Origin of the sequence: Actinocrinis puniceicyclus (assembly GCF_018283645.1) — a bacterium.
Classification (GTDB): Bacteria; Actinomycetota; Actinomycetes; order Streptomycetales; family Catenulisporaceae; genus Actinocrinis; species Actinocrinis puniceicyclus.
Genome location: NZ_JAGSXH010000025.1, coordinates 34,145 through 57,067, shown reverse-complemented (window position 1 = coordinate 57,067; position 22,923 = coordinate 34,145). Strand labels below are relative to the sequence as shown.

The window sequence follows — 22,923 nt, the reverse complement described above, 5'->3', positions numbered from 1 at the left end:
TGACGCGAATGAACGACGAGCGCCGGCGAAATGTTCCCGCGCCACCGAAGCCCTCTCAGCCCGAGGGGTCGCGCCAGACGGCGTACTCGGGTGCGTGCCGCGGCCAGGGGCGCGCCGCCTCGATCTGCGCGGCGAGGCTCAGCAGCACCCGTTCGCCTCCCGGCCGCGCGACCAGCTGCACGCCCACCGGCAACCCCGACGCGCCGATGCCGGCGGGCACGTTCATCGCGGGCCAGCCCGCCACGTTCCACGGCCCGCACAGATGGCCGACCATGACGCCCGTGACCGTGTTCCGCGCGGCGGGACGTTCTCCGTAGCGTCGCGCGAGGGGCGCTCGTACGGGCACCGACGGCAGGACGAGCACGTCGTGGTCACCGAAGAACCGGTCCGCCGCGCCGTCGCGCCACCGCGCCCTGGAACCGCCGCCGCCGAGCCGCGCGGCCTCAAGCGCCCGCCCGGCCGCGGCCATCCCCCGCGTGGACCGGTCGAGTTTCGCGCGGTCCAGCGCGCGGGCGTCCAGGTGGGCGCACGAATACCAGGTGCGCAGGACGGCAGGCCCAAGCCACACCGGGTAGCGGGCCGCATGCCGGCTGACGAGGTGCCCGCGCCCCAGTTCGGACAGCAGGCTGCCGGTGTCGAGGACTGCCGCCCTGCTCTCGCCGCCGATCGGCAGACCGGCCTGGGTGGGCTGCACGGACAGCGCGACTCGTATGCCTTGCGCCTCGTCGAGCCGCGCGAGTTGCGGATCGTCCGCCATGACGCCGAGCGCGAGCGCGGCGTCGCGCACCGTCGTGGCCAGCGGGCCGTTCTCGGACAGGCCGTACCAGCCCGGGCGCCCGTCACCGCCGAGAACCGCGGGCACCACGCCGGTGCCCGGCTTGATACCGACCAGCCCGCACAGGCTCGCCGGGATCCGGATCGAGCCGAGCCCGTCGTTGCCGTGCGCGATCGGGACCAGGGCCGCGGCGACCGCCGCGGCGCTGCCGCCGGACGAGCCCCCGGGCGTGCGCTGCCGGTCCCACGGATTGCGGGCGATCCCGTGGACGCTGTCAGTCATCGGCATCAGGCAGAGTTCGGGCACATTGGTCAGCCCGACGACGATCGCTCCGGCGGCCCTCAACCGGGCGACGATCGGGTGGTCCGCCGCGTTCACGGATTCGGCGCTCGCCGCCGAGCCGTTGCGGGTCTGCTCGCCGGCCACGGCGACGTTGTCCTTGATCGCGATCGGGACGCCGGCCAGCGGGAGGGCGGCCAGATCCGGCCGCGCGGCGAGCGCATCGGCCTCGGCGAGCGCCGCCTCGCGCCGGATCACGCGGAACGCGCACAGCCGCGCGTTGAGCCGCTCGATCCGCTCCAGGTGCTCGAGCGCGACGTCACGGGGCTTTGCGCGGCCCGCACGCACGGCATCGGCGATCTGCTGCGCGCTGCGGCCTATCCACGTGTCCGGTTCGGTGTCCATTCCCGTAGGCTCGACCGGTCGCGCCGTCCCGTCAACGGTGCGGGCCCCCGGAGCCCGGATCTGTGCAAAGGCGGGCCGTTCGCGGGAGGATCTGGCCATGTCCTCGGTACTGATCCTCAACGGCCCGAACCTGAACCTGCTGGGCACCCGCGAACTGGGCGTCTACGGCGCACAGACGCTCGCCGACGTCGAGGCGCTGTGCCACCGCAGCGCTGCCGCGCTCGGGCTGGAGGCCGAGTGCCGCCAGTCCAACCACGAGGGTCACCTGGTGGACTGGATCCAGGAGGCCGGAGCCGAACAGCGCGCCGGCCGGCTCATCGGGGTCGTACTCAACGCGGGGGCGTATTCGCACACTTCGATCGCGCTGCACGACGCGATCAAGGGCGCGCGCACACGCGTCGTCGAAGTGCACATTTCCAACGTGCACGCACGCGAGGCGTTCCGGCACCACTCGTACATCTCACCGGTCGCCGCGGGGATCGTGGTCGGTTTCGGCGTGGAGGGTTATCCGCTGGCGATCCAGGGGTTGCGCCGGCTCGCCGAGGCGGGGGAACCCGAACAGCGCGGCGATTCACCGGCCGGCGCACTCACCTCCTGATCAACGCGGAACCTCGGCGGCCGGGCCGAGCCGGCGGTCGAGCCGGCGGGCCGAGCCGGCCGGGCTCAGCGGTAGGCGGCCCGGCCGGTCAGCGCCTGGCCGACCACCAGGGTGTGGATCTCCTCGGTTCCCTCATAGGTGAGCACTGATTCGAGGTTGTTCGCGTGCCGGATCGGGGGGTACTCCAGCGAGACGCCGTTGGCGCCGAGGATGGTGCGGCACTCGCGGGCGATCTCGATGGCCGCTCGCACGTTGTTGAGCTTGCCGGCGCTGATCTGCTCCGGCCGGATGCGCCCGGCGTCCTTGAGGCGGCCCAGGTGCAGCGCCAGCAGCATCGCGGTGTTCAGCGAGAGCGCCATGCCGGCCAGTTTGCGCTGGGTGAGCTGGAACGCGCTGATCGGCCGGCCGAACTGGACGCGCTGATCGGCGTAGCCAAGGGCGCTTTGCAGGCAGTCGCGGGCCGCGCCGACCGCGCCGAACAGGATGCCGAAACGCGCCTCGTTCAGGCACGAGAGCGGCGCACCGAGACCGCGGGCGTGCGGCAGGCGCGCCCGATCCGGCAGCCTGACCCCGTCGAACGCCAGCTCCGAGGTGACCGACGCGCGCAGCGACTGCTTGTTCTCGATGTCGCGGGTGGTGAAGCCCGGGGTGCCGCGCGGGACGAGGAAGCCGCGGATCCCGTCCTGCGTCTGCGCCCAGACCGTGGCCACGTCCGCGACGCCGCCGTTGGTGATCCACATCTTCGCGCCGTCGAGGATCCAGTCGCCCTGACCGTCGCCCTCCCGCACCGCGCGGGTGCGCATGTTCGCCGGATCGGAACCGAAATCCGGCTCGGTCAGGCCGAAGCAGCCGATCGCCTCGCCGGCGGCCAGCCGTGGCAGCCACTGCTGCTTCTGCTCCTCGCTGCCGTACCTGTGGATCGAGTACATCGACAGCGACCCCTGCACGGACACGAAGCTGCGCAGCCCCGAGTCCACCGCCTCGAGTTCGAGACAGGCCAGGCCGTACGCGGTGGCGCTGGTGCCGGCGCAGCCGTAGCCCTCCAGGTGCATGCCGAGCAGGCCGAGCGCGCCGAGTTCCGGCACCAGGTCGCGCGGGAAGTGCCCCTGCTCGAACCAGCGCCCGATGTGCGGCCGCGCGCGATCCGCCAGCAGATCGCGCACGGAGCGCTGGATGTCCCGCTCGTCCTGCCCCAGCAGGAAGGCCACGTCCAGCAGGTCGAGCGGGTCCGTCATCGGGCGCCGGGCTGCGGCGCCGCCGGGGTGCTTCATCGCGGTGTCGGTCACACACCCATCTGTATCACCGTGTGTTGACCGACGCGCGGGTCACCCCTTCACCGCTCCCGTCAGGCCGCCGACGATGCGGCGTTCCGCGACCGCCAGGAATGCCAGGGCGGGCACCATGGACAGCCCCGTGAACGCCAGGATCTTCGCGGTGTCCTGCGTGTACTGGGTCTGGAAGTTCGCCACACCCAGCGGCAGGGTGAAGTTGCTCTGGTCGTTGAACGCCAGCAGCGGCAGCAGGTACGCGTTCCAGCTGGTCACGAACGCCAGGATGGCGACCGTGATCAACGCGGGCCGGGAGAGCGGGAGCAGGATGCGCCAGAAGAAACCCAGCCTGCTCGTGCCGTCGATCATCGCGGCGTCCTCGATCTCCCCGGGGACGGCCCGCATGAACGGCCGCAGGATCACGATCGTGGCCGGCAGCGAGAAGGCCGCCTCCGGGATCGCCACGCCCCACCAGTGCTCCAGCATGTGCAGGTCGTGCAGCAGCAGGAACAGCGGCAGCGCCGCGACGCCGATCGGGAAGAGCAGGCCGATGACGAAGAACCCGTAGAACGCCTCGCTGCCTCGGAAGTTGTAGCGCGAGAGCGCGTAGGCCGCCATCGAGCCGACCCCGACCGCGACCGCGGTGGCCACCACGGCGATCAGCAGGCTGTTGTAGATGTTGCGCCAGAACTGCGCGTTGGTCAGCACACTGGTGTAGTTGGACCACACCCAGTGGTGCGGTATCAGCGCCGCCGGGTCCGAGTTCAGCTCCGCGTTGGTGCGGAAGCCGCCGAGGACCACGAACAGCAGCGGCACCACGGTGATCCCGATGACGACGATCGCCACCAGGTACGCCACCCAGGAGCGCCCTTCGCGCGGGCCGCGCCGGCGCCGGAGTGCGGCCGCCCCGGCCGTCGTGTTCACAGTCGCCGACATGCCGTCACCCCACCACCCGGGTCAGTGCGCCCTCGGTGTCGCGGCGCAGGACGAAGCGCTGGTAGACCAGCGCGAAAGCGAAGCAGATGATGAACAGGATCACGGCGACCGCGCTGGCGAAGCCGTACTGCTGCTGGCGGATGCCGAAGGTGTAGATGTAGGTCACCATCGTGTTCGACGCCTCGGCAGGTCCGCCGCCGGTCATGATCCACACCAGGTCGAACAGCTGGAGCGAACCGATCACGGACAGGAAGATCCAGATCCGGATGGTCGGGCCCAGCAGCGGCATCACCACGTGCCGGGTGATCTGCCAGGAGCTTGCGCCGTCGAGCGCGGCGGCTTCGCGCAGTTCGACCGGGACCCCCTGCAGTCCCGCGAGCAGCAGGATGATGCCGAACCCGATGTACTTCCAGGTGATCACCACGAACAGGGTGTAGAGCACCAGGCTGGTGCTGCCCAGCCAGTCGTGCACCTGACTGCCGAGGCCGAGCGAGACGAGCACCTGGTCGACGAAGCCGTTCGGCTGCAGCATCTGGTACCAGACCACGGCGGTGATCGCCTCGGACAGCACGTACGGCGCGAAGACCACCAAGCGCAGGAACGCGCGTCCCTTGATCCTGCGGTTGAGCAGCATCGCCAGGCCGATGCTCAGCGGCAGCTGGATGATCAGCGAGAGCCCGACGATGATCAGGTTGTGGCCGACCGAGTGCTGGAAGTTGGCGCCCCGGATCGCGCTGGTGTAGTTCGACAGGCCGGCGGAGGTCAGCGCCCCGTAGCCGTTCCAGTTGTAGAAGCTGTAGTACGCCGCCAGCGCCATCGGCGCCAGGACGAACGCGGTGAACAGCACCGTCGCGGGCGCCAGCAGGAGCGCGAGTTCGAGTCTTCTGCGCCGCCCGCCGGAGCGTCCCGCCCGCGCCGTGGCGGCGCGGGCGGGACGACCGGCGGTCCTGCCGCCCGCCACGGCGGGACCGGCCGAGGCCGCTCCCGCCGTGACATCTGCTCTGTTCATGAACTCTTACTTCCCGCCCGAACCGGCGTTCGTGACGCTCTGGACGATCGTCTGCGGCGTACCCTTGCCGGCGAAGAAGTCGGCTACCGCGTTGTCCAGTGACTGGCCCACGTTCGTCGGGAAGGCGGTGTCGAAGTACATCTGGATGTACGGCGCCTTGCCGGCGTAGGAGGAGATGGCCTGCAGGTTCGGGTCCGTCAGCTTGGAGGCCGAGGCCGGGTTCGCGGGCAGTGCGATGCCCTGCGAGGCGATCTTGTCCTGGACCGCGGTGCTCGCCAGGTACTTGAGGAAGTCCACACAGGACGCGCCCGCGCCGGTGGTGCAGGAGAACCCGTCGCCGCCGCCGAGCGCCACGGTCGGGTCACCCTGGCCGCCGGTCACCGCCGGGAACGGGAACCAGCCCATCTGCGACTTGAAGGTGCCGTTGGGCAGCAGGCCCTCCATGGTCGGCAGTTCCCAGTCGCCCTGCAGTTCCATCGCGGCCTTACCCGCGGCGATCATACCGGCCGAGCTGCCCACACCCTGCTGGGCCGGGGTGCCGAGGAAGCCGGTCTGGAACGGGTTGGTGGCCAGGAAGGCCTTGACGTCGTCGCCCGCCTTGGTCCAGCACGGGTCGCTCAGCTTCAGGTCCTTGGAGGCCTGCTTAAGCACGTCGGTGGAGCATTCGCGCACGGCGAAGTAGTCCCAGTAGAACGCGTCGGGCCAGCGGTCCTTGCTGCCGATGGCGATCGGCGCGATGTTCTTGGTCTTGAGCTTGGCCACGTCGGCGTTGAGCTCGTCCATCGTAGTCGGCGGGGCGGTGATTCCGGCCTGCGCGAACAGGTCCTTGCGGTACCAGAATCCGACGACGTGCTGGTCGTACGGGATGCCGTACTGCTTGCCGTTGACCTGCCAGCCCTGCGCGACGGGGCCGAGTTGGCCGATCCAGCTTGACACCGCGGAGGTCAGGTCCATCACCTTGCCGGAGGTGATCTGGCTGGCCTCCTGGCCACCGCCCCACTGCTGGTAGATGTCGGGAGGATTGCCGCCCGCCAGAGCGGCCGGCACCTTCGTGGTGAACTGCTCGTTCTGGATCGGGTCCACGGTGAACTTCACGTTCGGGTGGGCCGCGGTGTAGTCGCTCGCGGCCTGCGCCCAAAGGCTCTTGACCGGGTCCGTGGTCCCGTTGTGCCACCAGGTCAGGTTGACCGGCCCGGCGCTTGCGTTGTTCTTGGCGGCTGCACCGCCGCTGCTGCTGGAGCACGCGGAGGCGGTCAGTGCCAGAGCCGCGGCTGCGGCGACGAAGCTGACTGTGCGGATTTTGCGCATGACTGGTCCATTCCTGACGACGTCGGCCGAACTGGACCGGGCGAAGTGAGCCCAGGATGGCAGAGAGTTTGCGCGCTGCGGGTGATCGTGTCAATCGTTGTCGATAACGATTTACAACGCTATCCTGACCCGGTGCAGCCAAGCTCCCGTGTGACCATCCGCGACGTCGCGGCCGCCGCCGGCGTGTCGGTCGCCACCGTGTCCAAGGTCATAAACCAGCGCTACGGGGTGTCCGCGGACACGTTCGCGCGAGTCCAGGCCGTGATCAACGAGCTCGGGTACGAGGCCAGCCTGGTGGCGCAGAGCCTGCGCAACCACCGCACCAACGTCATCGGAATCCTGGTCGCCGACCTGGAGCCGTTCAGCACCGAACTACTCAAGGGCGCGGGCGACGCGATCCGCGGCACGGGCTTCGAACTGGTCGTCTACTCGGCCGGCGGGCGCACCAGCGACCACGTCGGCTGGGAGCGCCGGTACCTGTCCCGGCTCAGCGGCACCCTCGTGGACGGCGCGGTGCTGGTCACCCCGACCGTGGTGGACGTGCAGTACGGCGCCCCCGTGGTCGCGGTCGACCCGCACACGGGCCCCAGCGACCTGCCGACGATCGACTCGGACAATCTGCGCGGCGCGCGGCTGGCCACCGAGCACCTGCTCGATCTCGGGCACCGGCGCATCGCGTTGCTCGGCGGCCGGCCCGACCTGCAGTCGGCTCAGCTGCGCGAGCAGGGTTACCGGGAAGCGCTGACCGCGGCCGGGGTGCCTGTGGACGAGCGGCTGGTGCAGGTCGGCGCATACGACCCGGAGGTCTCGGTCAAGCCGGCCAGGGAGCTGCTCAGTTCACCCGATCGGCCCACGGCGGTGTTCGCGGCGAACGACCTGTCGGCCATCGCGACCATCGAGGTGGCTCGGGAACTGGGGCTGCGCGTGCCGCAGGACCTGTCCATCGTCGGCTTCGACAACATCCCGGAGTCGGTGCTCAGCACTCCCCCGCTGACCACGGTCGAGCAGCCCATCCGGACGATGGGCCAGCACGCGATCGAGATCCTGGTCCAGCTCATCCGGGGCGAATCGCCGCCCCGGACGCACATAACACTCGCGACGAGGCTGGTCGTGCGCCAGTCGACCCGCGCGCTGTGACGCAATACCCACCGCACCAACGAAAACCACCACATCGACAAACGCCAGCTGCTTCGACGAACGCTCTGTGCACGGTGAAGGACGGATGGACCGTACGTGGCTATCGACAATCAACTGACCGCTGAGGTTTGGCGCGACGCGGCGGCCGACGTCGGCGCGCGAGTCGGCGACCTGATGGCCCGGATGACCGTCCGGGAGAAGGTGGCGCAGCTCTTCGGAGTGTGGGTCGGCATAGACAGCGCGGGCGGTGACGTCGCCCCGCACCAGCACGAGCTGGCCGTCATCGCCTCCGACTGGGACGAGCTGATCCGCGACGGCATCGGGCAGCTGACCCGCGCCTTCGGCACCGTGCCGGTGGAACCGCTGGCCGGGGCCCGGGCGGTGGCGCGCACCCAGCGGCAGATCATGCAGGCCGGGCGGTTCGGCATCCCGGCCGTGGTGCACGAGGAGTGCCTGACCGGGCTGGCCGCCTGGCAGGCGACCGTCTACCCGTCGCCGCTGTGCTGGGGCGCGAGCTTCGACCCGCAGCTGGTGGAGCGGATGGGCGCACGCATCGGGCGCACCATGCGCCGCCTGGGCGTGCACCAGGGTCTGGCCCCGGTGCTGGACGTGGCCCGCGACCTGCGGTGGGGACGGGTCGAGGAGACGATCGGCGAGGATCCGTACCTGGTCGGCACGATCGGCAGCGCCTACGTCCGCGGGGTCGAGTCGGCCGGCATCGTGGCCACGCTCAAGCACTTCGTCGGCTACTCGGCCTCGCGAGCCGGGCGCAACCTGGCTCCGGTGTCGATCGGCCCGCGCGAGCGGGCCGACGTGTTGCTGCCGCCGTTCGAGATGGCGCTGCGCGCGGGCGTGCGGTCGGTGATGAACGCGTACACGGACATGGACGGCATGCCGGCCGCCTCCGATCCGGGCATTCTCACCGACCTGCTGCGCGGCACCTACGGCTTCACCGGGACGGTGGTGGCGGACTACTTCGCGATCACTTTCCTGCAGACGCTGCACAACGTGGCCGGTTCCGAGGCTCAGGCCGCGGCGCTGGCGCTGCGCGCGGGCATCGACGTGGAGCTGCCGACGGTCAAGTGCTTCGGGCAGCCGCTGTTGGACGCGGTCGAGTCCGGCGAGGTGGAGCCGGCGCTGATCGATCGGGCGCTGGAGCGGGTGCTGCGGCAGAAGTGCGAACTCGGGCTGCTGGACGCGCACTGGTCGCCGCAGCCGGCGGCGCTCGAAGAGGGCGACGGCGAGATCGACGACGCGGAGAGCCGCGCGCTGGCCCGGCAGCTGGCGCAGCGCTCGATCGTGCTGCTGCGCAACGAGGGCGGCGCGCTGCCGCTGGCACCGGGCCGCCGGATCGCGGTGGTCGGGCCGCGGGCCGACGAGGCCGGGGCGCTGATGGGCTGCTACTCGTTCCCGCTGCACGTGGGCGTGCACCACCCCGACGTGCCGATGGGTGTCGAGGTGCCCACGGTCCTCGCCGCGCTGCGCGAGGACCCGGCCGGATATCAGGTTACGTACGCGCAGGGCGTGCCGGTGCTCGGCGGCGACGAGGAGGGGATCGCCGAGGCGGTGCGCGCGGCCCGCGAGGCAGAGGTCTGCGTCGTGGTGCTCGGCGACAAGGCGGGCCTGTTCGGCGCCGGCACCTCGGGCGAGGGCTGCGACGCGACCGACCTGCGGCTGCCCGGCCGCCAGGAGCAGTTGCTCGAGGCGCTGCTGGAAACCGGCACGCCGGTGGTGCTGGTGCTGCTGGTCGGGCGGCCGTACGAGCTGTCCCGGCAGGCCGACCGGCTGGCCGCCGTGGTGTGCGGGTTCTTCCCCGGTGAGGAGGGCGCGCACGCGCTCGCGGACGTGCTCAGCGGCCGGGTCAACCCTTCGGGCCGGCTGCCGGTCAGCTTCCCCGCGGCGGGGGTCAACCAGCCGTGGACTTACCTGGCCGCGCCGCTCGGGCACGGTGGCGGGGTCAGCAACATCGAGCAGAGCGCGCTCTATCCGTTCGGGCACGGTCTGTCGTACGCCCCGGTCACCTGGGTCGAGGCGGGTCAGGGCGGCGGGCTGTGGCCGACCGACGGGACGTATCGGCTGTCGGTCTCGCTGCGCAACGACTCGCCGCTGCCCGCGTCCGAGGTGGTGCAGGTTTACTTGCACGACCCGGTGGCGGATGTGGCGCGGCCGGTGCAGAAGCTGATCGCGGCGCCGCGGGTGGATCTGGAGCCGGGCGCGGCCCGCACGGTCACGATCGACCTGCACGCCGATCTGACCGCGTACACGGGCCGGGACGGGCTGCGGCAGGTCGATCCGGGCGAGGTCGAACTGCGCGTCGGCGCTTCGAGCGCGGACATCCGCCGTACGGTCAGCGTCACCATGACGGGTGCGCGCCGCGAGGTCGGGTTCGACCGGGTGATGGAGCCGGTGGTGACGGTGGCGGACGGGATCGGCGGCGTGGACGGCGCGGCGGCGCTCGGGAACGGCAGCCTGTCGGCCCGGTAGTCGCGAGAGAGCCGATCTCCTGGGCGAAGCGGCGGTGGCCCGGTACAGTCCTGCCCATGGCTTCTCAGCGTGCTTGCGGATCGGTTCCGGGGTGCGGCGCGGCGGCCGGCTGCCCGCGCGGCGGCGCGCCCGGCCGATCCGCCCCCGCAGTCCGCCCGAACGCCGGCCGAGGCGGGGCGGCCGGCCGATGAACACGATCGACGCGCACCACCATCTCTGGGACCTGAGTCGTCGCGCGCAGCCGTGGCTGGACGGCCCGCGGATGGCTGCGATCCGTCGGACCTTTGCGGTGCGGGACTACGCGGCAGTCGCGGCGGCGGCCGGCGTGAGTCGCAGTATCCTGGTTCAAGTGCTGCCGGACGCGCAGGAGACCCGTGAGTTCCTCGCCGTGGCGGCCGGCTCGCGGCTGGTCGCGGGAGTGGTGGGCTGGCTGGATCTGACCGCGGCGGACGTCGCGCAGACGCTGGCCGGGCTGCGCGAGGCTCCGGGCGGCGACCGGCTGGTCGGCGTGCGCCACCTGGTGCAGGGCGAGCCGGACCCGCGGTGGCTGTGCCGGGCGGACGTGCGCCGCGGCCTGCGGGCACTCGCCGACGCAGGGCTCTGCTACGACCTGCTCACCCTCCCGCACCAGCTGCCGGCGGCGATCGAGACGGTACGGGCGCTGCCGCAGCTGACCTTCGTGCTCGACCACCTCTCCAAGCCGCCGATCGCCTCGGGCCGGCTGGAGCCGTGGGCGACGCTGCTGCGCGAGCTGGCCGCCGAGCCGAACGTGTACTGCAAGCTCTCCGGCATGGTCACCGAAGCGGATCAGGACCACTGGACGGTCGCCGACCTGCAGCGATACGCACAGACCGGGTTCGAGGCATTCGGCGCGCACCGGTTGATGTTCGGCTCGGACTGGCCGGTCTGCCTGCTGGCGGCCTCCTACGGGCAGGTCGTCGACGCGGCGCGGGAGCTGACCGCCGGGCTGTCGCCGGGCGAGCGGGCCGCGGTTTTCGGCGCAACGGCGGCGCGCGTCTACGCGCTTGCGGAATCCTGACAGTACCCGGGCCAGGCGGCGTATCCCAGAGCCGCGTGCCCGCGCGGCACGGCAGAGGGCTGAGAGCCAGAGCGCAGAGCGTCAGAGCGCAGAGCGTCAGGGCACGAGGACGGCGACACCGGTGACGCGGTCGGCGGCCAGGTCGGTCAGCGCCCGGTCCGCCTGCGCGAGGGCGTACCGGGTGACCGCGATGCGCGGTCGCGCCGATTCGGCGGCGGCTAACAGCTCCCGGCCGTCCTCGCGGGTGTTGGCCGTGACGCTGCGTATCGAACGTTCCTGGAACAGGTGCCTGTCATAGTCGAGCGAAGGGATGTCGCTCAGGTGGATTCCCGCGATGGCCAGGGTGCCGCCGCGGTCGAGGGCCGCGAGCGCGACCGGGACGAGGTCGCCGACCGGGGCGAAGAGGATCGCGGCGTCGAGCGGCTCCGGCGGGGCGTCGTAGGCTCCGGCCGCCGAGGCCGCGCCCAGGTCGAGCGCGAGCCGCCTGGCCTCGGCGGAGCGGGTCAGCACATGGACCGTGGCTCCGGCGTCGATCGCCAGCTGCGCGGTCAGGTGCGCCGACGCTCCGAATCCGTAGATGCCCAGGCGGCCGTCCGGCGGCAACTCCGCTCGTTTCAGGGCCCGATAACCGATGATTCCGGCGCACAGCAGCGGGGCGAGTTCCTCGGCCGGCGGCTGCTTCGGCAGTCTGTATGCGTAGTCTGCGTCGACGGTGGCATAAGGCGCATAACCCCCGTCCACGTCCCATCCGGTGTAGCGGGACCGCGGGCACAGGTTCTCATCGCCACGGACGCAGTACTCGCACTCACCGCAGGTCCAGGCGAGCCAGGCGATGCCGGCGCGGTCGCCGAGGGCGAACCCGAGCGCCTGCGCGCCCAAGCCCACGACCCGCCCGACGACTTCGTGCCCGGGCGCGCACTGCGGGCGGCGCGGTTTGAGGTCGCCTTCGGCCAGATGCAGGTCCGTGCGGCACACACCGCACGCTTCGACGCGAAGCAGCAGATCCCGCGGCCCGGGCCGCGGCACCGCGCGGCTGACTCTGCGCAGCGGCCTACCCGCCATCGGGCCCGGATCGTGTACGACCCAGGCATCCATCGTGTCGGGGATCTCGCCTGGAGCGTCCCGCGCGCCGGCCCCGCCGCGCCCGTTCACGCCGCCTCCTCGCGCGCCAGGTTCATGTGCAGGCGCACGCTCGTGCCGACGCGCGGAGCGGAACGGATCTCCACCAGATCGCACAGCTGGTGCGCGAACCACAGTCCGCAGCCGCCGATCTGGTCCGCCATGGGGCGCCTGCGGCCGACCATCGGGTCGGCGATCAGCCCGTCGTCGCGGAACTCGCACACCAGGGCGCCGTCCTCTGCCCAGGTGCGCAGCACGCCGCGGCCGCCGCCGTGCCGGATGCTGTTGGAGGCTATCTCGGTGACCGCGAGCAGCAGGTCGCCGGTCCGCGCCTGCGCCATGCCCCGGCAGGAGGCCCAGGCGCCGATGTGTTCGCGGACCCTTGTCAGGTCGTCGATCGTGTACGGCATCTCCTGGTACGAGTCTCGCGGATCAGGGAACGGCTCGTATGGGTACGGCCCGGGGTCGTACTGCGTTCCGGTGACGCTCGTCGCGCCGTCCCAGATCAGCGGGTGCGAACGGCTCAGCGCCCGTGCGGTGGCCTGAGACTGGTCGGCCGTGTCGAACGGGCAGAGCAGCGACCACGCCGGATGCCGGGTGAACGCCTGGTTGAGCAGCCATTCGTGGTACCACAGCTCGGACAGGTGTGCGGCGCTGCGTCCGCGCCAGACCGACTCGGCGATGCCGTAAACCGGCCCCTTCCGGCCGCGCTGGTCGACCCAGTCCTTCCACATCGGGATCAGCCGCCCGGGGTTGGCGTCGAGCGTACCGGCGTCCATGTAGGCGACCGCGTCGTGCGCGGCCACGTGCTTGCGCAGCAGATGGACGCGCTCCTCGGGCGCGCACACGACGACGCTCGCGCCGACGGCGAGCGCCTCATCCACGTACGCGAGCAGCCCGGGCAGGTAGTTCTGCGCACCGGTGTAGGGGTAGAGCAGATGGCGCAGCCCGGTCTCGAGCGGGTCGGAGGGGACGGGTGTGTCGCTCACCGTCAGGTCTCCCGCGCCATTTCCACGTCAGAGCCGCCTCGGATCAACGCCCTGCCGGGCGCGAAGTCGCTCCCGACCATAGCGCACGGTGGGCCGTACCGACGCCGGGGCTCGGCAGCTTGGCACGGATGTACCATTGCCGGCCGCCGGGGCGGCGGGTTCAGCCGCGCCCCGCGGCACCGCTCGCGGTGGCGGCGAAGCCGACGGTCCGCACCGCGGCGGCCGGCTCGGGCCAGACCACGGCCTGGGCGACGATGATCTGCTCGTCGTTGGCGGCCAGCGCCGGACCGCCGTGCAGGACGTAGCCGAGGTCCAGCGCCTCGCTGACCCGGCGACAGAAGGTCTCGTCGTCGGGGCCGGTCAGAACGCGGTAACGGGGAAGGTCGTTCGGAGGTTTCGCCATGAAACGAGCATGCCACGGGGGCGCGCCGCGAGGGCCGTAACGCGTTCGCTGTCGGCGAATGCGCGCGACGCTGCACATCCGAGTATCACTCATACCGCCGCCTACCCGGATCATTCGGGCGCCGGTCGCGGCGTGCCGATCCGGTTGGACCCCAACCCGGCACCCCCGTGCCTCCGCAGTCGGTCTCAGACCTTTTGCATTCTCGCGCAAAAGCCTAGCCGCCCGGCTTCTCACGAGGCGATCGTTGTACCAGCTCTTCGGTTGTGGCCCGCGCATCGCCGGTCCACAGCCCAGGCGCACCATCGTCAGAGCACTGTGAAATCGGGGAATGATCCATGCACATGATCAAAGGCAGACGTGTCGGGCTTCGCAGAACGCGCACGCCTCGGCGGTGGCTGGCGGTGGGCATAGCCGCCGCAGCCGTCACCACCGCCCTGGGCACCGGCGCCGCGAGCGGCGCTGCCGCACAAGCCGCGCCGGTCACCGACAGCATCGCGCTGAACAAGACCTTCGACCTGGGCGGGTTCGGGCAGGCCGTCAACGGCGACACGAAGCATTTCGCCGGGCTCTACGTGGACGAGGCCCACCACACCATCACCGTCTACACCGCCGGGGCCTCCGCGGTCGCCGAGGCCCGCTCCGCGCTCGCCGCGCAGCACAACGCCAGTCCGCGCCTGGCCACCCGCGAGAGCCCGGCCCTGGCCGCCACGACCAGTTACCGCGTTCAGTACGTCGCGGTGAAGCACTCCCAGCAGGCCATGCTCGCGGCGCAGGCCGCGATCACCGCCCACAGGACGATCGACGGCGTCCCCTGGAACGTCGTCGGTCCCAACCCGAAGGCCAATCAGGTCTTCGTCGGCGTCACCAACCCCACCGCGAAGCTCGCCGCGCGGCTGCGGGCCCAGTACGGCGACCTCGTCCGCGTGGTCAAGCAGGGCCCTGTCTCCGACATGGTCAAGCGGATCCAGTTCCCGAACGCGGCGGCCGCCGACGCGTACGTGCACCGCGACCAGCGCGCGCACACCGTCAGCCCCCACGACAGCAGTTCGTACAGCCGTTACAGCGACGCAGCCCCCTGGTTCGGCGGCGACCGTATCGACACCTTCACCAACAGCCACACCGCTGTCGTGTCCTGCACCGCAGGATTCGGCTACACCGACCCGTACTACGCCCCCGCGCAGATGCTGTTCGCCGGCCATTGCGGCGCCTCCGGCGCCTACTGGTGGAACGCCAGCCAGAACAACGGCTGGACCGGGCAGTTCATGGGCATCACCGGCTGGCAGAGCTTCAACAACGGCCACACCGACGCCGCGCTGATCACCCTGCAGGGCACCACCCTGGCCCCGGACATCTACACCCGCAACAACACCTACTGGCCCTACGTCGGCGAGGCGTACAACTTCGCCGGCAACCAGTTCTGCACCGACGGCTCCTACAGCCAGGAGATCTGCACCGGGCAGATCGACGCCTGCGGCCAGACCGTCTCCGTGCCGGCAGACGGAGCCACCGAATACGACATGTGCACCGGGCACCCCGTCGGCGGTACCGGCCCGCTGTCCCAGCCCGGCGACTCCGGCGGCCCGGTCATCTCCGGCAGTCCCATGCAGGTCCGCGGCGTCATCGCCGGCGGCGACGGCGGCAGTTTCTTCTTCTTCACCCCCTGGGAAGCCGTCAACCGGATGATAGGCGGGCATCCCTGCCCCTGCTGATCCGGCAACGCGAGTACCGCTGACAAGCACGCAGGCTTGGCGCAGCGGCGGCAGACCGGGCCGCCGCTGCGCCAAGCCTGGCCGCCGCGAACGCGGCTCCGGCTTCGCGACGGCGACCGGGACGCAGGCACCCTGGCAGAGCGCCTCAGGAGGCGAGGTACTCTTCGTAACGCTCGATGAGCGTGTGCAGGGTCTCGTCACCCGGCGTGTCCCACACCCGTTGACTGAAGATCTCAACCTCCGTATAACCGGTGTATCCGGCCTTTGCGACCGAGTCCGCGATCTCGCGCACGTCGATGTGCCCGTCGCCGACGTGGCCTCGGCCCAGGAGCGCGTCGGCGGGCAGCGGCACGGTCCAGTCGCCGACCTGGAAGGCGAGGATGCGGCGGCCGGCGCGCGCGATCTGCTCGTGCAACTGCGGGTCCCACCACACGTGGTAGGTGTCCACCGCGACGCCGACCGCCAGGTCGCCCGCGGCCCGCCCCGCGCCGTCGATCGGGCCGTCGAGCACGCCGTCGACCTCCTCGGCCAGGTCGAGCGCCTGCCCGAGCGTGCACACGACGCTGCGATCCGCGCAGAACATGGGGTGCAGCGGCTCGATCGCCAGGCGCACGCCCTGCTGCTCGGCGTAGGGGGCCACCTGCGCGATGCCGTCCGCGACCATCCGCCGCGCCCCGGCCAGGTCCCGGCTGCCGGGCGGCAGGCCGCCGCAGACCAGGATCAGCACGTCGGTGCCGAGTTGGGCCGCCTCCTCGACCGCGCGCAGGTTGTCCTCGATCGCCGCGCGCCGGCCGCGCTCGTCGGCGGCGGTGAAGAAGCCGCCGCGGCACAGGCTGGAGACCTTCACCCCGGTGGTCCAGATCAGGTCGGCGGTCCGCTCCAGGCCGCTCGCGGCCACCTGGTCGCGCCACAGCCCGATACCCGGGATGCCCGCGCGGGCGCAGCCCTCGATCGCCTCGGCAGCGCTCCAGCGCTTGGTCGTGGCGCTGTTGAGCGCCAGGCGCGCCGGCGCCGGCAGTGCGCTCATAGCACCTCTCTCCCTTCCAGGGCGCAGCCCGCGAGCGCGGTGCGCATACGGGCCCGGGCGCGCTGCGGATCCGGGAAGATCCCGGCGTCGCGGCCCAGTTCGAATAGGCCGGCCAGGTGCGCGGCGGACCGCTCGCGCTGCGCGCCGCCGACCATCGTGAAATGGTCCTGATACCCGGCGAGGAAGGCCAGGAACACCACTCCGGTCTTGTAGTGCCGAGTCGGCGCCGCGAACAGGTGCCGGGCCAGCGGCAGGGTCGGGCCGAGCGCGGCGTCGAAGCCCTCTGCGTCGTCGTGGTCGAGGGCGGCCAGCGCCGCGGCGGCCTGCTCGGCGATCGGGTCGAAGACGCCGAGCAGGGCGTCGCTGTGCCCGTATTCGTCGCCCTTGATCAGTTCGGCGTAGTCGAAGTCGTCGCCCGTGTACAGGCGCACCCCGGCAGGCAGCGCGCGGCGCAGCGCGATCTCACGCGGCGCGTCCAGCAGCGAGAGCTTGACCCCGTCGACCTTCCCGGGGTGCTCGCGGATGATCGCCAGCAGGCTCTCGGCTGCGGCGTCCACGTCCGCGGCGCCCCAGTAGCCCGCGAGCTGCGGGTCGAAGGCGGGGCCGAGCCAGTGCAGGATCGCGGGGCGCGCGAGCTGCGGCAGCAGGCGGCCGTACACCGCGGCGTAGTCCTCGGGGCCGCGGGCCGCGGCGGCCAGCGCCCGGCTGGCCATGAGCACCACCCGAGCCCCGGCGTCTTCGACCACTGAAATCTGTTCCTCGTAGGCGGCGGCGATCCGCGCGAGGTCGGGCTGCGCCGCGGGATCGAGCTGGTCGGTGCCCGCGCCGCAGGCCAGCAGGCCGTTGACGCTGCGGGCCTCGGCGCCGCAGCGCTCGATCAGTTCCCTGGTCGCGGCCCAGTCGAGGCCGGCGCCGCGCTGCGCGGTGTCCATGGCGTCCGCCACGCCGAGCCCGAGCGACCAGAGGCGGTGGCGGAAAGCCAGGGTGGCGTCCCAGTCCAGCGCCGCCGGCACGCCGGGCCCCTGGGGTGCGGTGGGGTCGGCGACGACATGGGCGGCGGCGAGGAAGACCCGGCTGCGGGCCGGCGGCCGGTGCACCGCGACCCCGTCCAGAGGCTGCGTCCCGGTCACCGCGGCAGCTCCGGCACCTCGACGCGCCTGCCCTCTCGGGCGGAGCGCAGCGCGAGTTCGGCCAGCTGCACGCCGCGGGCCCCTGAGCGCAGATCATGCGGGAACGGCGTGCCGGCCACGACGTGCGCGAGGAACTGTTCCCACTGCGCTTTGAACCCGTTGTCGAATTCCTGGTTGTCCGGCACCCGCGCCCACTGTCCGCGGAACGATTCACCGTTCGGCACGTCCGGGTCCCACACCGGCCGCGGACTGACCGCGCGGTGCTGGACCCGACACTCGCGCAGTCCCGCGACGGCGCTGCCCTCGGTGCCGTCGACCTGGAACTCGACCAGTTCGTCGCGGTACACGCGCACCGCCCAGGAGGAGTTGATCTGCGCCACGGCTCCGCCTTCGAGCTCGAAGACCGCGTACGCCGCGTCGTCCGCGTCGGCCGTGTACGCGCGGCCCTGCTCGTCCCAGCGCTCGGGCAGGTGTGTGACAGCGTGCGCGTACACCGACCGCACCGGGGCGATTAAGCCTTCGAGGATGTAGCTCCAGTGCGGGAACATGTCGAGCACGATCCCGCCGCCGTCGGCGCGGCGGTAGTTCCACGAGGGCCGCTGCGCCGGCTGCCAGTCCCCCTCGAAGACCCAGTAGCCGAACTCGCCCCGCACGGACAGCACCCTGCCGAGCGCGCCGCCTTCGATCAGACGTCTGAGTTTACGCAGCCCGGGCAGGAAGATCTTGTCCTGCACCACCCCGCCTTTCACTCCGGCGCGGTCGGCGAGCGCGGCGACGTCCAGCGCCTCGGCCAGCGACTCGGCCAGCGGCTTCTCGGTGTACACGTGCTTGCCTGCCGCGATCGCCGCATTCAGTGCCTTGATGCGCGCGGAGGTCACCTGCGCGTCGAAGTAGACCTCGACAGCGGGGTCGGCGAGAGCCTCGTCCAGCGATGTGGTCCAGCGCTCCAGACCGTGGCGCGCGGCGATCGCCCGCAGCTTGTCGGCGCTGCGCCCGACGAGCACCGGTTCGGGCCACAGCACCGTGCCGTCCGGGAGTTCGAGCCCGCCCTGCTCGCGGATGGCGAGCAGCGAGCGCACCAGATGCTGCCGGTAGCCCATGCGCCCGGTCACACCGGCCAGCGCGATACCGATCGTCCTGCGAGACAAGGCGACTCCGCGATGACAGTGGGGATGCGAAAGCGAGGAAAGCGCTTTCCAGTTCGGCTCGGTCACAGGCTAGAAGCGGACGGCCATGGGGTCAAGACCCGCCCGGTTCCGGGCCCGTCGCCCGATCGAGGGAACGGCAGGGCGCGGCCAATCCGCCGCGCCGCCCGTACCGAATCAGTGATCGTGAGACGCCGGACGGCGGCCTGATCCGGAGCGGGCCGCTCCATGCAGAGGCGTCCGCTGTTCGTAAATCCACGCCCGTACACCTGACTTGGAGTGACGTTCCATGCGCGCATTCACCGCCCGTCGCCTGTCGGCCGCCGTCGCCGCCGCCGCGCTGGCCACAGGGCTCGCCGCCTGCTCCTCCAGCGGCACGAACCCGACCGCCTCCGGCACCCCGGGCAGCGCCGCGTCCAGCCCGATGGCCGCAGACAGCCCGTCCATGGCGGCATCCGCCGCGGCGGCCGGCACCGAGTTCGGCCCGGCCTGCTCCGCCGTGCCCGCCGGCGGCGCCGGCAGCTTCACCGGGATGGCCCAGGACCCGGTGGCGACCGCCGCCTCGAACAACCCGGTGCTCTCCACCCTGGTCACCGCGGTCAAGGCGGCCGGACTCGTCGACACGCTCAACAACGCCCAGGGCGTCACCGTGTTCGCGCCGGCCAACGACGCGTTCAAGAAGATCCCCGCCGCGACGCTCAACGGCGTGCTGGCCGACAAGGCCGAGCTGACCAAGATCCTGACCTACCACGTGGTCGCCGGCCGTCTGGCCCCCGGCCAGCTCGCGGGCACCCACGCCACCCTCAACGGCGGCACCGTGACCGTCGCCGGCAGCGGCACGAACTTCACCGTCACCGGCGGCTCCGCGGGCAACACCGCGAACGTCGTGTGCGGCGACGTGCAGACCGCGAACGCCACTGTCTACATCATCGACTCGGTCCTGATGCCGGCGGCGAGCTGAGCCTCGCCGGCCGATCGACGCGGCCACGCGTCACCACGATCGCTGCCGGCGCGCGGATGTGAACCTGCCGCGCGCCGGCAGCCCAGTGAACCAGCGGGGTTCGCGGTCCGCTTTCGGGGCGGACGCAGAGCTCTCCGAGAGTCGGGTGAGCACGAAGGTGGACACGATGCGGGACTCCCAGACCGGGCCGCGAAGGTCGCGCGACGCGAAACCGGCGCGGCTGGCGCGGCTGGGAACCGCGGCGCTGCTCGGCGCGCTCGCGGCGGCCGCGGCGCTGGCCGCCGGCCAGGTCGTCGCGATCTTCACCGGGGCCTCCAGCGCCCCGGTATATGCGGTGGGTGCCGCGGCGGTGAACCTCACGCCCGCGCCGCTGAAGGATTACGCCGTCGCTCACTTCGGCGTTCACGACAAACAGTTGTTGATCGCCGGGATCCTGGCCGCGTTGACCGGGATCGCGCTACTGGCAGGGATCGCGGCGATGCGCGGCTTCGCGCTCGGCGCGGCGCTGATCGCCCTGTTCGGCGCCGTCGGCGTGGCGGCCGCGGAGACACAGCCGCAGAGCGGACCGTCGTGGGCGCTGCCCAGCGTCCTCGGCGCAGCCGCCGGGATCGGCGCGCTGCGGCTGCTGACGCGCGCGTATCACGCAGCCCGGACACAACTTGATCGCAGTGCCGGGATACAGCCCGATCACAGCACCCGGACAGAGCATGATCACAGCACCCGGATACGGCATGACCCCGGTCGGCGCCGGTTCGTCGCCACCGCCGCCGGGCTGGCGGCCGGATCGGCTGTGGTCGGCGTCGGCGCCGATCTGATCGCCACGCGGCGATCGAGTGTCGCGGCGGCGCGCGCCGCAGTGCGAATCCCGCGCCCGGCCTACCCCGCCGCCCCGCTTCCGTACGGCGTGCATCCGAATGTGGCGGGCCTCAGCCCCTTCTTCACCGACAACGAGGTGTTCTACCGAGTCGACACCGCGCTGGTCCTGCCGCAGGTGCGTCCGGATTCCTGGACACTGCGGGTCCACGGCATGGTGGACCGTCCCATCGAACTGAGTTTCGCCGACCTCTTGCACCTGCCGCTGCACGAGCACGACGTAACAGTGTCCTGCGTTTCCGACCCGGTGGGCGGCCCGTACGTGGGCAACGCGCGTTGGATCGGCGCTTCGCTGCCCGATCTGCTGCGCGCCGCCGGCGTGCGGCGCGGGGCGGACCAGTTGCTGGCGCGCTCGGTGGAGGGCATGACGATCGGCACGCCGCTCGGCTCCGTGCTGGACGGGCGCGAGGCCCTGATCGCGGTGGCGATGAACGGCGAGCCGCTGCCCGTTGCGCACGGCTTCCCGGCTCGGGTGGTCGTACCCGGTTTCTACGGCTACGCCTCGGCATGCAAGTGGGTGACGGATCTGTACGTCACCACCTTCGCCGCGAGCACCGCGTACTGGGTGCAGCGCGGCTACGCGCGCGTCGGCACGATGAAGACCCAGTCGCGCATCGACGTGCCCAAACCCTTCGCGCGCGTGGCGGCCGGGCCGGTCACCGTCGCGGGTATCGCATGGGCGACCGGCCGGGCGATCCAGGACGTGCAGGTCCGGGTCGACCAGGGCCCGTGGCAGAGCGCCCGCCTCGCGGCCCAGGACGGCCCGGACACCTGGCGGCAGTGGACCTACGACTGGCACGCCACGCCCGGCAGCCATGGTCTCCAGGTGCGTGCGGCCGACTCCAGCGGCCGGTTTCAGACCGAAGCGCGGGCGGACCCCTTGCCCGACGGCGCCAGCGGATGGGAGAGAGTCGTCGTCACCGTGGTCTGACGTGGAGCGCGTTCGGTTACGGCAGGTCCTCCTCGCGGCTGTCCCCCAGTGCCTTGTCGGCCCGGGGCTGCTTGGTGCCCATGACGTTCGGGGTGACCGCGCCGGGTTCGCCCATCACGTCGGGGATCGGCGCTTCGCCCTGGTCGCTGAGCCGCTCGCGCGTCTCGTCCGCGTCCGTCGGATCGCCGGGTCCGAACGCGTCGTGCGGCGCGCCTTCGTCGCGGACCGTCTCGTCGGGGTCGCTCTCGTGCATCGTGATCCGCCTTCTTCCGTCTCTCGTGTCACTCCTCGTGTTGCCGCCGCTCAGGCGGTCTGTCTCGTTCCGGCATCCATCGCACTAACCGGGCCGGCCCGGTTCGAATCCGCCGGGGTCTCGGTGAATTCGTCAAGTCGCCTGCGCGTGCGCGCGGCCAGCAGCAGTGCGCGGACGGCGGCGCGTTCGCCCCATCTCGGCTCCCGGGCGATGTCCCGGTAACCCGGGTGCAACTGCTTCCAGCGCTTCGCGAAGGGACACAGCGCCAGGACGGTACGGTCGCCCGCTCGGGCGTCGTCGAAGATCCGGCGCAGCAGCAGGGAACCGATGCCCTTGTCGTGGTCCGCCGGGTCGACCCGGACGTAAGGCACCAGCACGGTGTCCCGGACGAGCACGCATTGCGCCCAGCCGACCAGCCGGCCGTCCAGGTACGCGCTGTAGCGTTCGCGGTCTTGCTCAGCCTTGATCTCGAATGCCATGGCTGGGCGCGGGGTCGGCGATGGCCGGACGGTCATTCGTCGGGGCCCGCTCCTCCTCTCCTCGGTCGGTCCGTATTACCCGTATAACCCGTATAACCCGTACAACCCGTGATCGTCAGTCCCAGGGCTCGCCGCAGGCCGGGCACACCGCCGGCTTGGCTCCGGCGGCGACCTCTCCGCAGTGCGGGCACAACCTCGGCAGCAGGCACGCGGCCTCGCCACCCTCCTGTTCCTCTTCGCGCTGTTCCAGCCGCGCCAGTGCCTGCGGGTCGGTCGGCAGCCGGATGCGCAGGCCGGTACGGGCGCGGTGCACGGTCAGATAGGCCAGGCCGTCCGGACCCGCCGTGATCGACCGTCGCGAACCGCGCGGCAGCCATGTCAGCGCGTGCGCCGTGAGCGCGATCTGGCCCTGTTCGGTACGCAGCGTGCCGTGGCCCGCGACGGGCAGCAGCAGCACGTCCACGTCTGGCTCGGTGTGCGGCTCCACAGTGGCTCCCGGGGGCAGGCGCACCAGGTTGGCGTCCAGTTGCCGTCCGGGCTCAGCCAGCCGCCACAGCGCTCCGCGCTGGTCGTCCGCGGCCTGAGCCAGGCACCAGTCCAGGTCCGCCAGCAGCCTCGGTCCCTGGTACGCGGCGGTGCCGCGATCTGCGGTCTCCATCAGTACCT

At 71.6% G+C, this 22,923-nt stretch carries 21 protein-coding genes; 7 read left to right on the top strand and 14 right to left on the bottom strand.

What is annotated here, in order from left to right:
- Positions 1 to 55 precede the first annotated feature (55 nt).
- On the bottom strand, positions 56 to 1,459 hold the full coding sequence (locus KGA66_RS10030) for an amidase (RefSeq protein ID WP_211467034.1): 1,404 nt from the start codon (positions 1,457 to 1,459) through the stop codon (positions 56 to 58).
- A gap of 97 nt (positions 1,460 to 1,556) precedes the next feature.
- Between KGA66_RS10030 and aroQ the strand changes: the two genes are divergently transcribed.
- A complete protein-coding gene (aroQ, locus tag KGA66_RS10025) occupies positions 1,557 to 2,057 on the top strand; it encodes a type II 3-dehydroquinate dehydratase (protein ID WP_211467032.1) in 501 nt (166 codons plus the stop codon).
- A 65-nt stretch (positions 2,058 to 2,122) separates the two neighbouring features.
- On the opposite strand, the gene KGA66_RS10020 is transcribed toward aroQ, so the two are convergent.
- From KGA66_RS10020 to KGA66_RS10005, 4 genes are all read right to left on the bottom strand, one after another.
- Positions 2,123 to 3,292, bottom strand: coding sequence for an acyl-CoA dehydrogenase family protein (locus KGA66_RS10020; protein WP_246507357.1), 1,170 nt, complete (start codon positions 3,290 to 3,292; stop codon positions 2,123 to 2,125).
- Between the two features lie 90 nt (positions 3,293 to 3,382).
- Positions 3,383 to 4,261 (bottom strand): carbohydrate ABC transporter permease, encoded by an 879-nt coding sequence (locus tag KGA66_RS10015; RefSeq protein ID WP_211467030.1) that lies wholly within the window; start codon positions 4,259 to 4,261, stop codon positions 3,383 to 3,385.
- A gap of 4 nt (positions 4,262 to 4,265) precedes the next feature.
- Positions 4,266 to 5,270 carry a carbohydrate ABC transporter permease gene (locus KGA66_RS10010; protein WP_211467028.1) on the bottom strand — a complete coding sequence of 335 codons (1,005 nt, stop codon included), beginning with the start codon at positions 5,268 to 5,270 and terminating at the stop codon, positions 4,266 to 4,268.
- A 6-nt stretch (positions 5,271 to 5,276) separates the two neighbouring features.
- Positions 5,277 to 6,578, bottom strand: a complete 1,302-nt coding sequence (locus tag KGA66_RS10005; protein ID WP_211467026.1) for an extracellular solute-binding protein — start codon at positions 6,576 to 6,578, stop codon at positions 5,277 to 5,279.
- A gap of 132 nt (positions 6,579 to 6,710) precedes the next feature.
- Here KGA66_RS10005 and KGA66_RS10000 point away from each other — a divergent pair, with 132 nt between their 5' ends.
- The 3 genes from KGA66_RS10000 (at position 6,711) to KGA66_RS09990 (ending at position 11,238) form a co-directional block, all read left to right on the top strand.
- The gene (locus KGA66_RS10000; protein WP_211467024.1) at positions 6,711 to 7,715 is read left to right on the top strand and encodes a LacI family DNA-binding transcriptional regulator; all 1,005 of its coding nucleotides are present in this window, start codon (positions 6,711 to 6,713) and stop codon (positions 7,713 to 7,715) included.
- A gap of 96 nt (positions 7,716 to 7,811) precedes the next feature.
- Complete coding sequence (locus tag KGA66_RS09995; protein WP_211467022.1) at positions 7,812 to 10,199, top strand: beta-xylosidase/alpha-l-arabinosidase; 2,388 nt, start codon at positions 7,812 to 7,814, stop codon at positions 10,197 to 10,199.
- 187 nt (positions 10,200 to 10,386) lie between these two features.
- Entirely contained in the window at positions 10,387 to 11,238 is an 852-nt protein-coding gene (locus tag KGA66_RS09990; protein ID WP_211467020.1) for an amidohydrolase family protein, read from the top strand.
- Between the two features lie 96 nt (positions 11,239 to 11,334).
- On the opposite strand, the gene KGA66_RS09985 is transcribed toward KGA66_RS09990, so the two are convergent.
- From KGA66_RS09985 to KGA66_RS09975, 3 genes are all read right to left on the bottom strand, one after another.
- On the bottom strand, positions 11,335 to 12,333 hold the full coding sequence (locus KGA66_RS09985; RefSeq protein WP_281416533.1) for a zinc-dependent alcohol dehydrogenase family protein: 999 nt from the start codon (positions 12,331 to 12,333) through the stop codon (positions 11,335 to 11,337).
- Positions 12,334 to 12,386: 53 nt separating this feature from the next.
- On the bottom strand, positions 12,387 to 13,346 hold the full coding sequence (locus KGA66_RS09980; RefSeq protein ID WP_211467016.1) for a sensor histidine kinase: 960 nt from the start codon (positions 13,344 to 13,346) through the stop codon (positions 12,387 to 12,389).
- A gap of 160 nt (positions 13,347 to 13,506) precedes the next feature.
- Positions 13,507 to 13,749, bottom strand: a complete 243-nt coding sequence (locus KGA66_RS09975; protein WP_211467014.1) for a DUF1737 domain-containing protein — start codon at positions 13,747 to 13,749, stop codon at positions 13,507 to 13,509.
- 401 nt (positions 13,750 to 14,150) lie between these two features.
- Here KGA66_RS09975 and KGA66_RS09970 point away from each other — a divergent pair, with 401 nt between their 5' ends.
- Positions 14,151 to 15,458: a chymotrypsin family serine protease gene (locus tag KGA66_RS09970; protein WP_211467012.1), complete on the top strand. Its 1,308-nt coding sequence runs from the start codon at positions 14,151 to 14,153 to the stop codon at positions 15,456 to 15,458.
- A gap of 145 nt (positions 15,459 to 15,603) precedes the next feature.
- On the opposite strand, the gene KGA66_RS09965 is transcribed toward KGA66_RS09970, so the two are convergent.
- Genes KGA66_RS09965 through KGA66_RS09955 form a run of 3 tightly spaced genes read right to left on the bottom strand, consistent with a single transcriptional unit; the run spans position 15,604 to position 18,715 of the window.
- The gene (locus KGA66_RS09965; protein ID WP_211467010.1) at positions 15,604 to 16,485 is read right to left on the bottom strand and encodes a sugar phosphate isomerase/epimerase family protein; all 882 of its coding nucleotides are present in this window, start codon (positions 16,483 to 16,485) and stop codon (positions 15,604 to 15,606) included.
- Positions 16,482 to 17,615, bottom strand: a complete 1,134-nt coding sequence (locus KGA66_RS09960; protein WP_312886840.1) for a DUF993 family protein — start codon at positions 17,613 to 17,615, stop codon at positions 16,482 to 16,484. The genes KGA66_RS09965 and KGA66_RS09960 overlap by 4 nt, the downstream gene beginning before the upstream one ends.
- Entirely contained in the window at positions 17,612 to 18,715 is a 1,104-nt protein-coding gene (locus KGA66_RS09955; protein WP_438822029.1) for a Gfo/Idh/MocA family protein, read from the bottom strand. Before KGA66_RS09955 ends, KGA66_RS09960 begins: the two co-directional genes overlap by 4 nt.
- Before the next feature lie 334 nt (positions 18,716 to 19,049).
- Here KGA66_RS09955 and KGA66_RS09950 point away from each other — a divergent pair, with 334 nt between their 5' ends.
- Together KGA66_RS09950 and KGA66_RS09945 are read left to right on the top strand one after the other, a co-directional pair.
- Positions 19,050 to 19,721, top strand: a complete 672-nt coding sequence (locus KGA66_RS09950) for a fasciclin domain-containing protein (protein WP_211467006.1) — start codon at positions 19,050 to 19,052, stop codon at positions 19,719 to 19,721.
- 166 nt (positions 19,722 to 19,887) lie between these two features.
- Positions 19,888 to 21,525 (top strand): molybdopterin-dependent oxidoreductase, encoded by a 1,638-nt coding sequence (locus KGA66_RS09945; RefSeq protein ID WP_211467004.1) that lies wholly within the window; start codon positions 19,888 to 19,890, stop codon positions 21,523 to 21,525.
- A 16-nt stretch (positions 21,526 to 21,541) separates the two neighbouring features.
- Here KGA66_RS09945 and KGA66_RS09940 read toward each other — a convergent pair whose 3' ends face one another.
- The 3 genes from KGA66_RS09940 to KGA66_RS09930 form a co-directional block, all read right to left on the bottom strand.
- Positions 21,542 to 21,778 (bottom strand): hypothetical protein, encoded by a 237-nt coding sequence (locus KGA66_RS09940; protein WP_211467002.1) that lies wholly within the window; start codon positions 21,776 to 21,778, stop codon positions 21,542 to 21,544.
- 50 nt (positions 21,779 to 21,828) lie between these two features.
- Complete coding sequence (locus tag KGA66_RS09935) at positions 21,829 to 22,293, bottom strand: GNAT family N-acetyltransferase (RefSeq protein WP_211467000.1); 465 nt, start codon at positions 22,291 to 22,293, stop codon at positions 21,829 to 21,831.
- A 79-nt stretch (positions 22,294 to 22,372) separates the two neighbouring features.
- Positions 22,373 to 22,915, bottom strand: a complete 543-nt coding sequence (locus KGA66_RS09930) for a hypothetical protein (protein ID WP_211466998.1) — start codon at positions 22,913 to 22,915, stop codon at positions 22,373 to 22,375.
- Between the last annotated feature and the right edge of the window lie 8 nt (positions 22,916 to 22,923).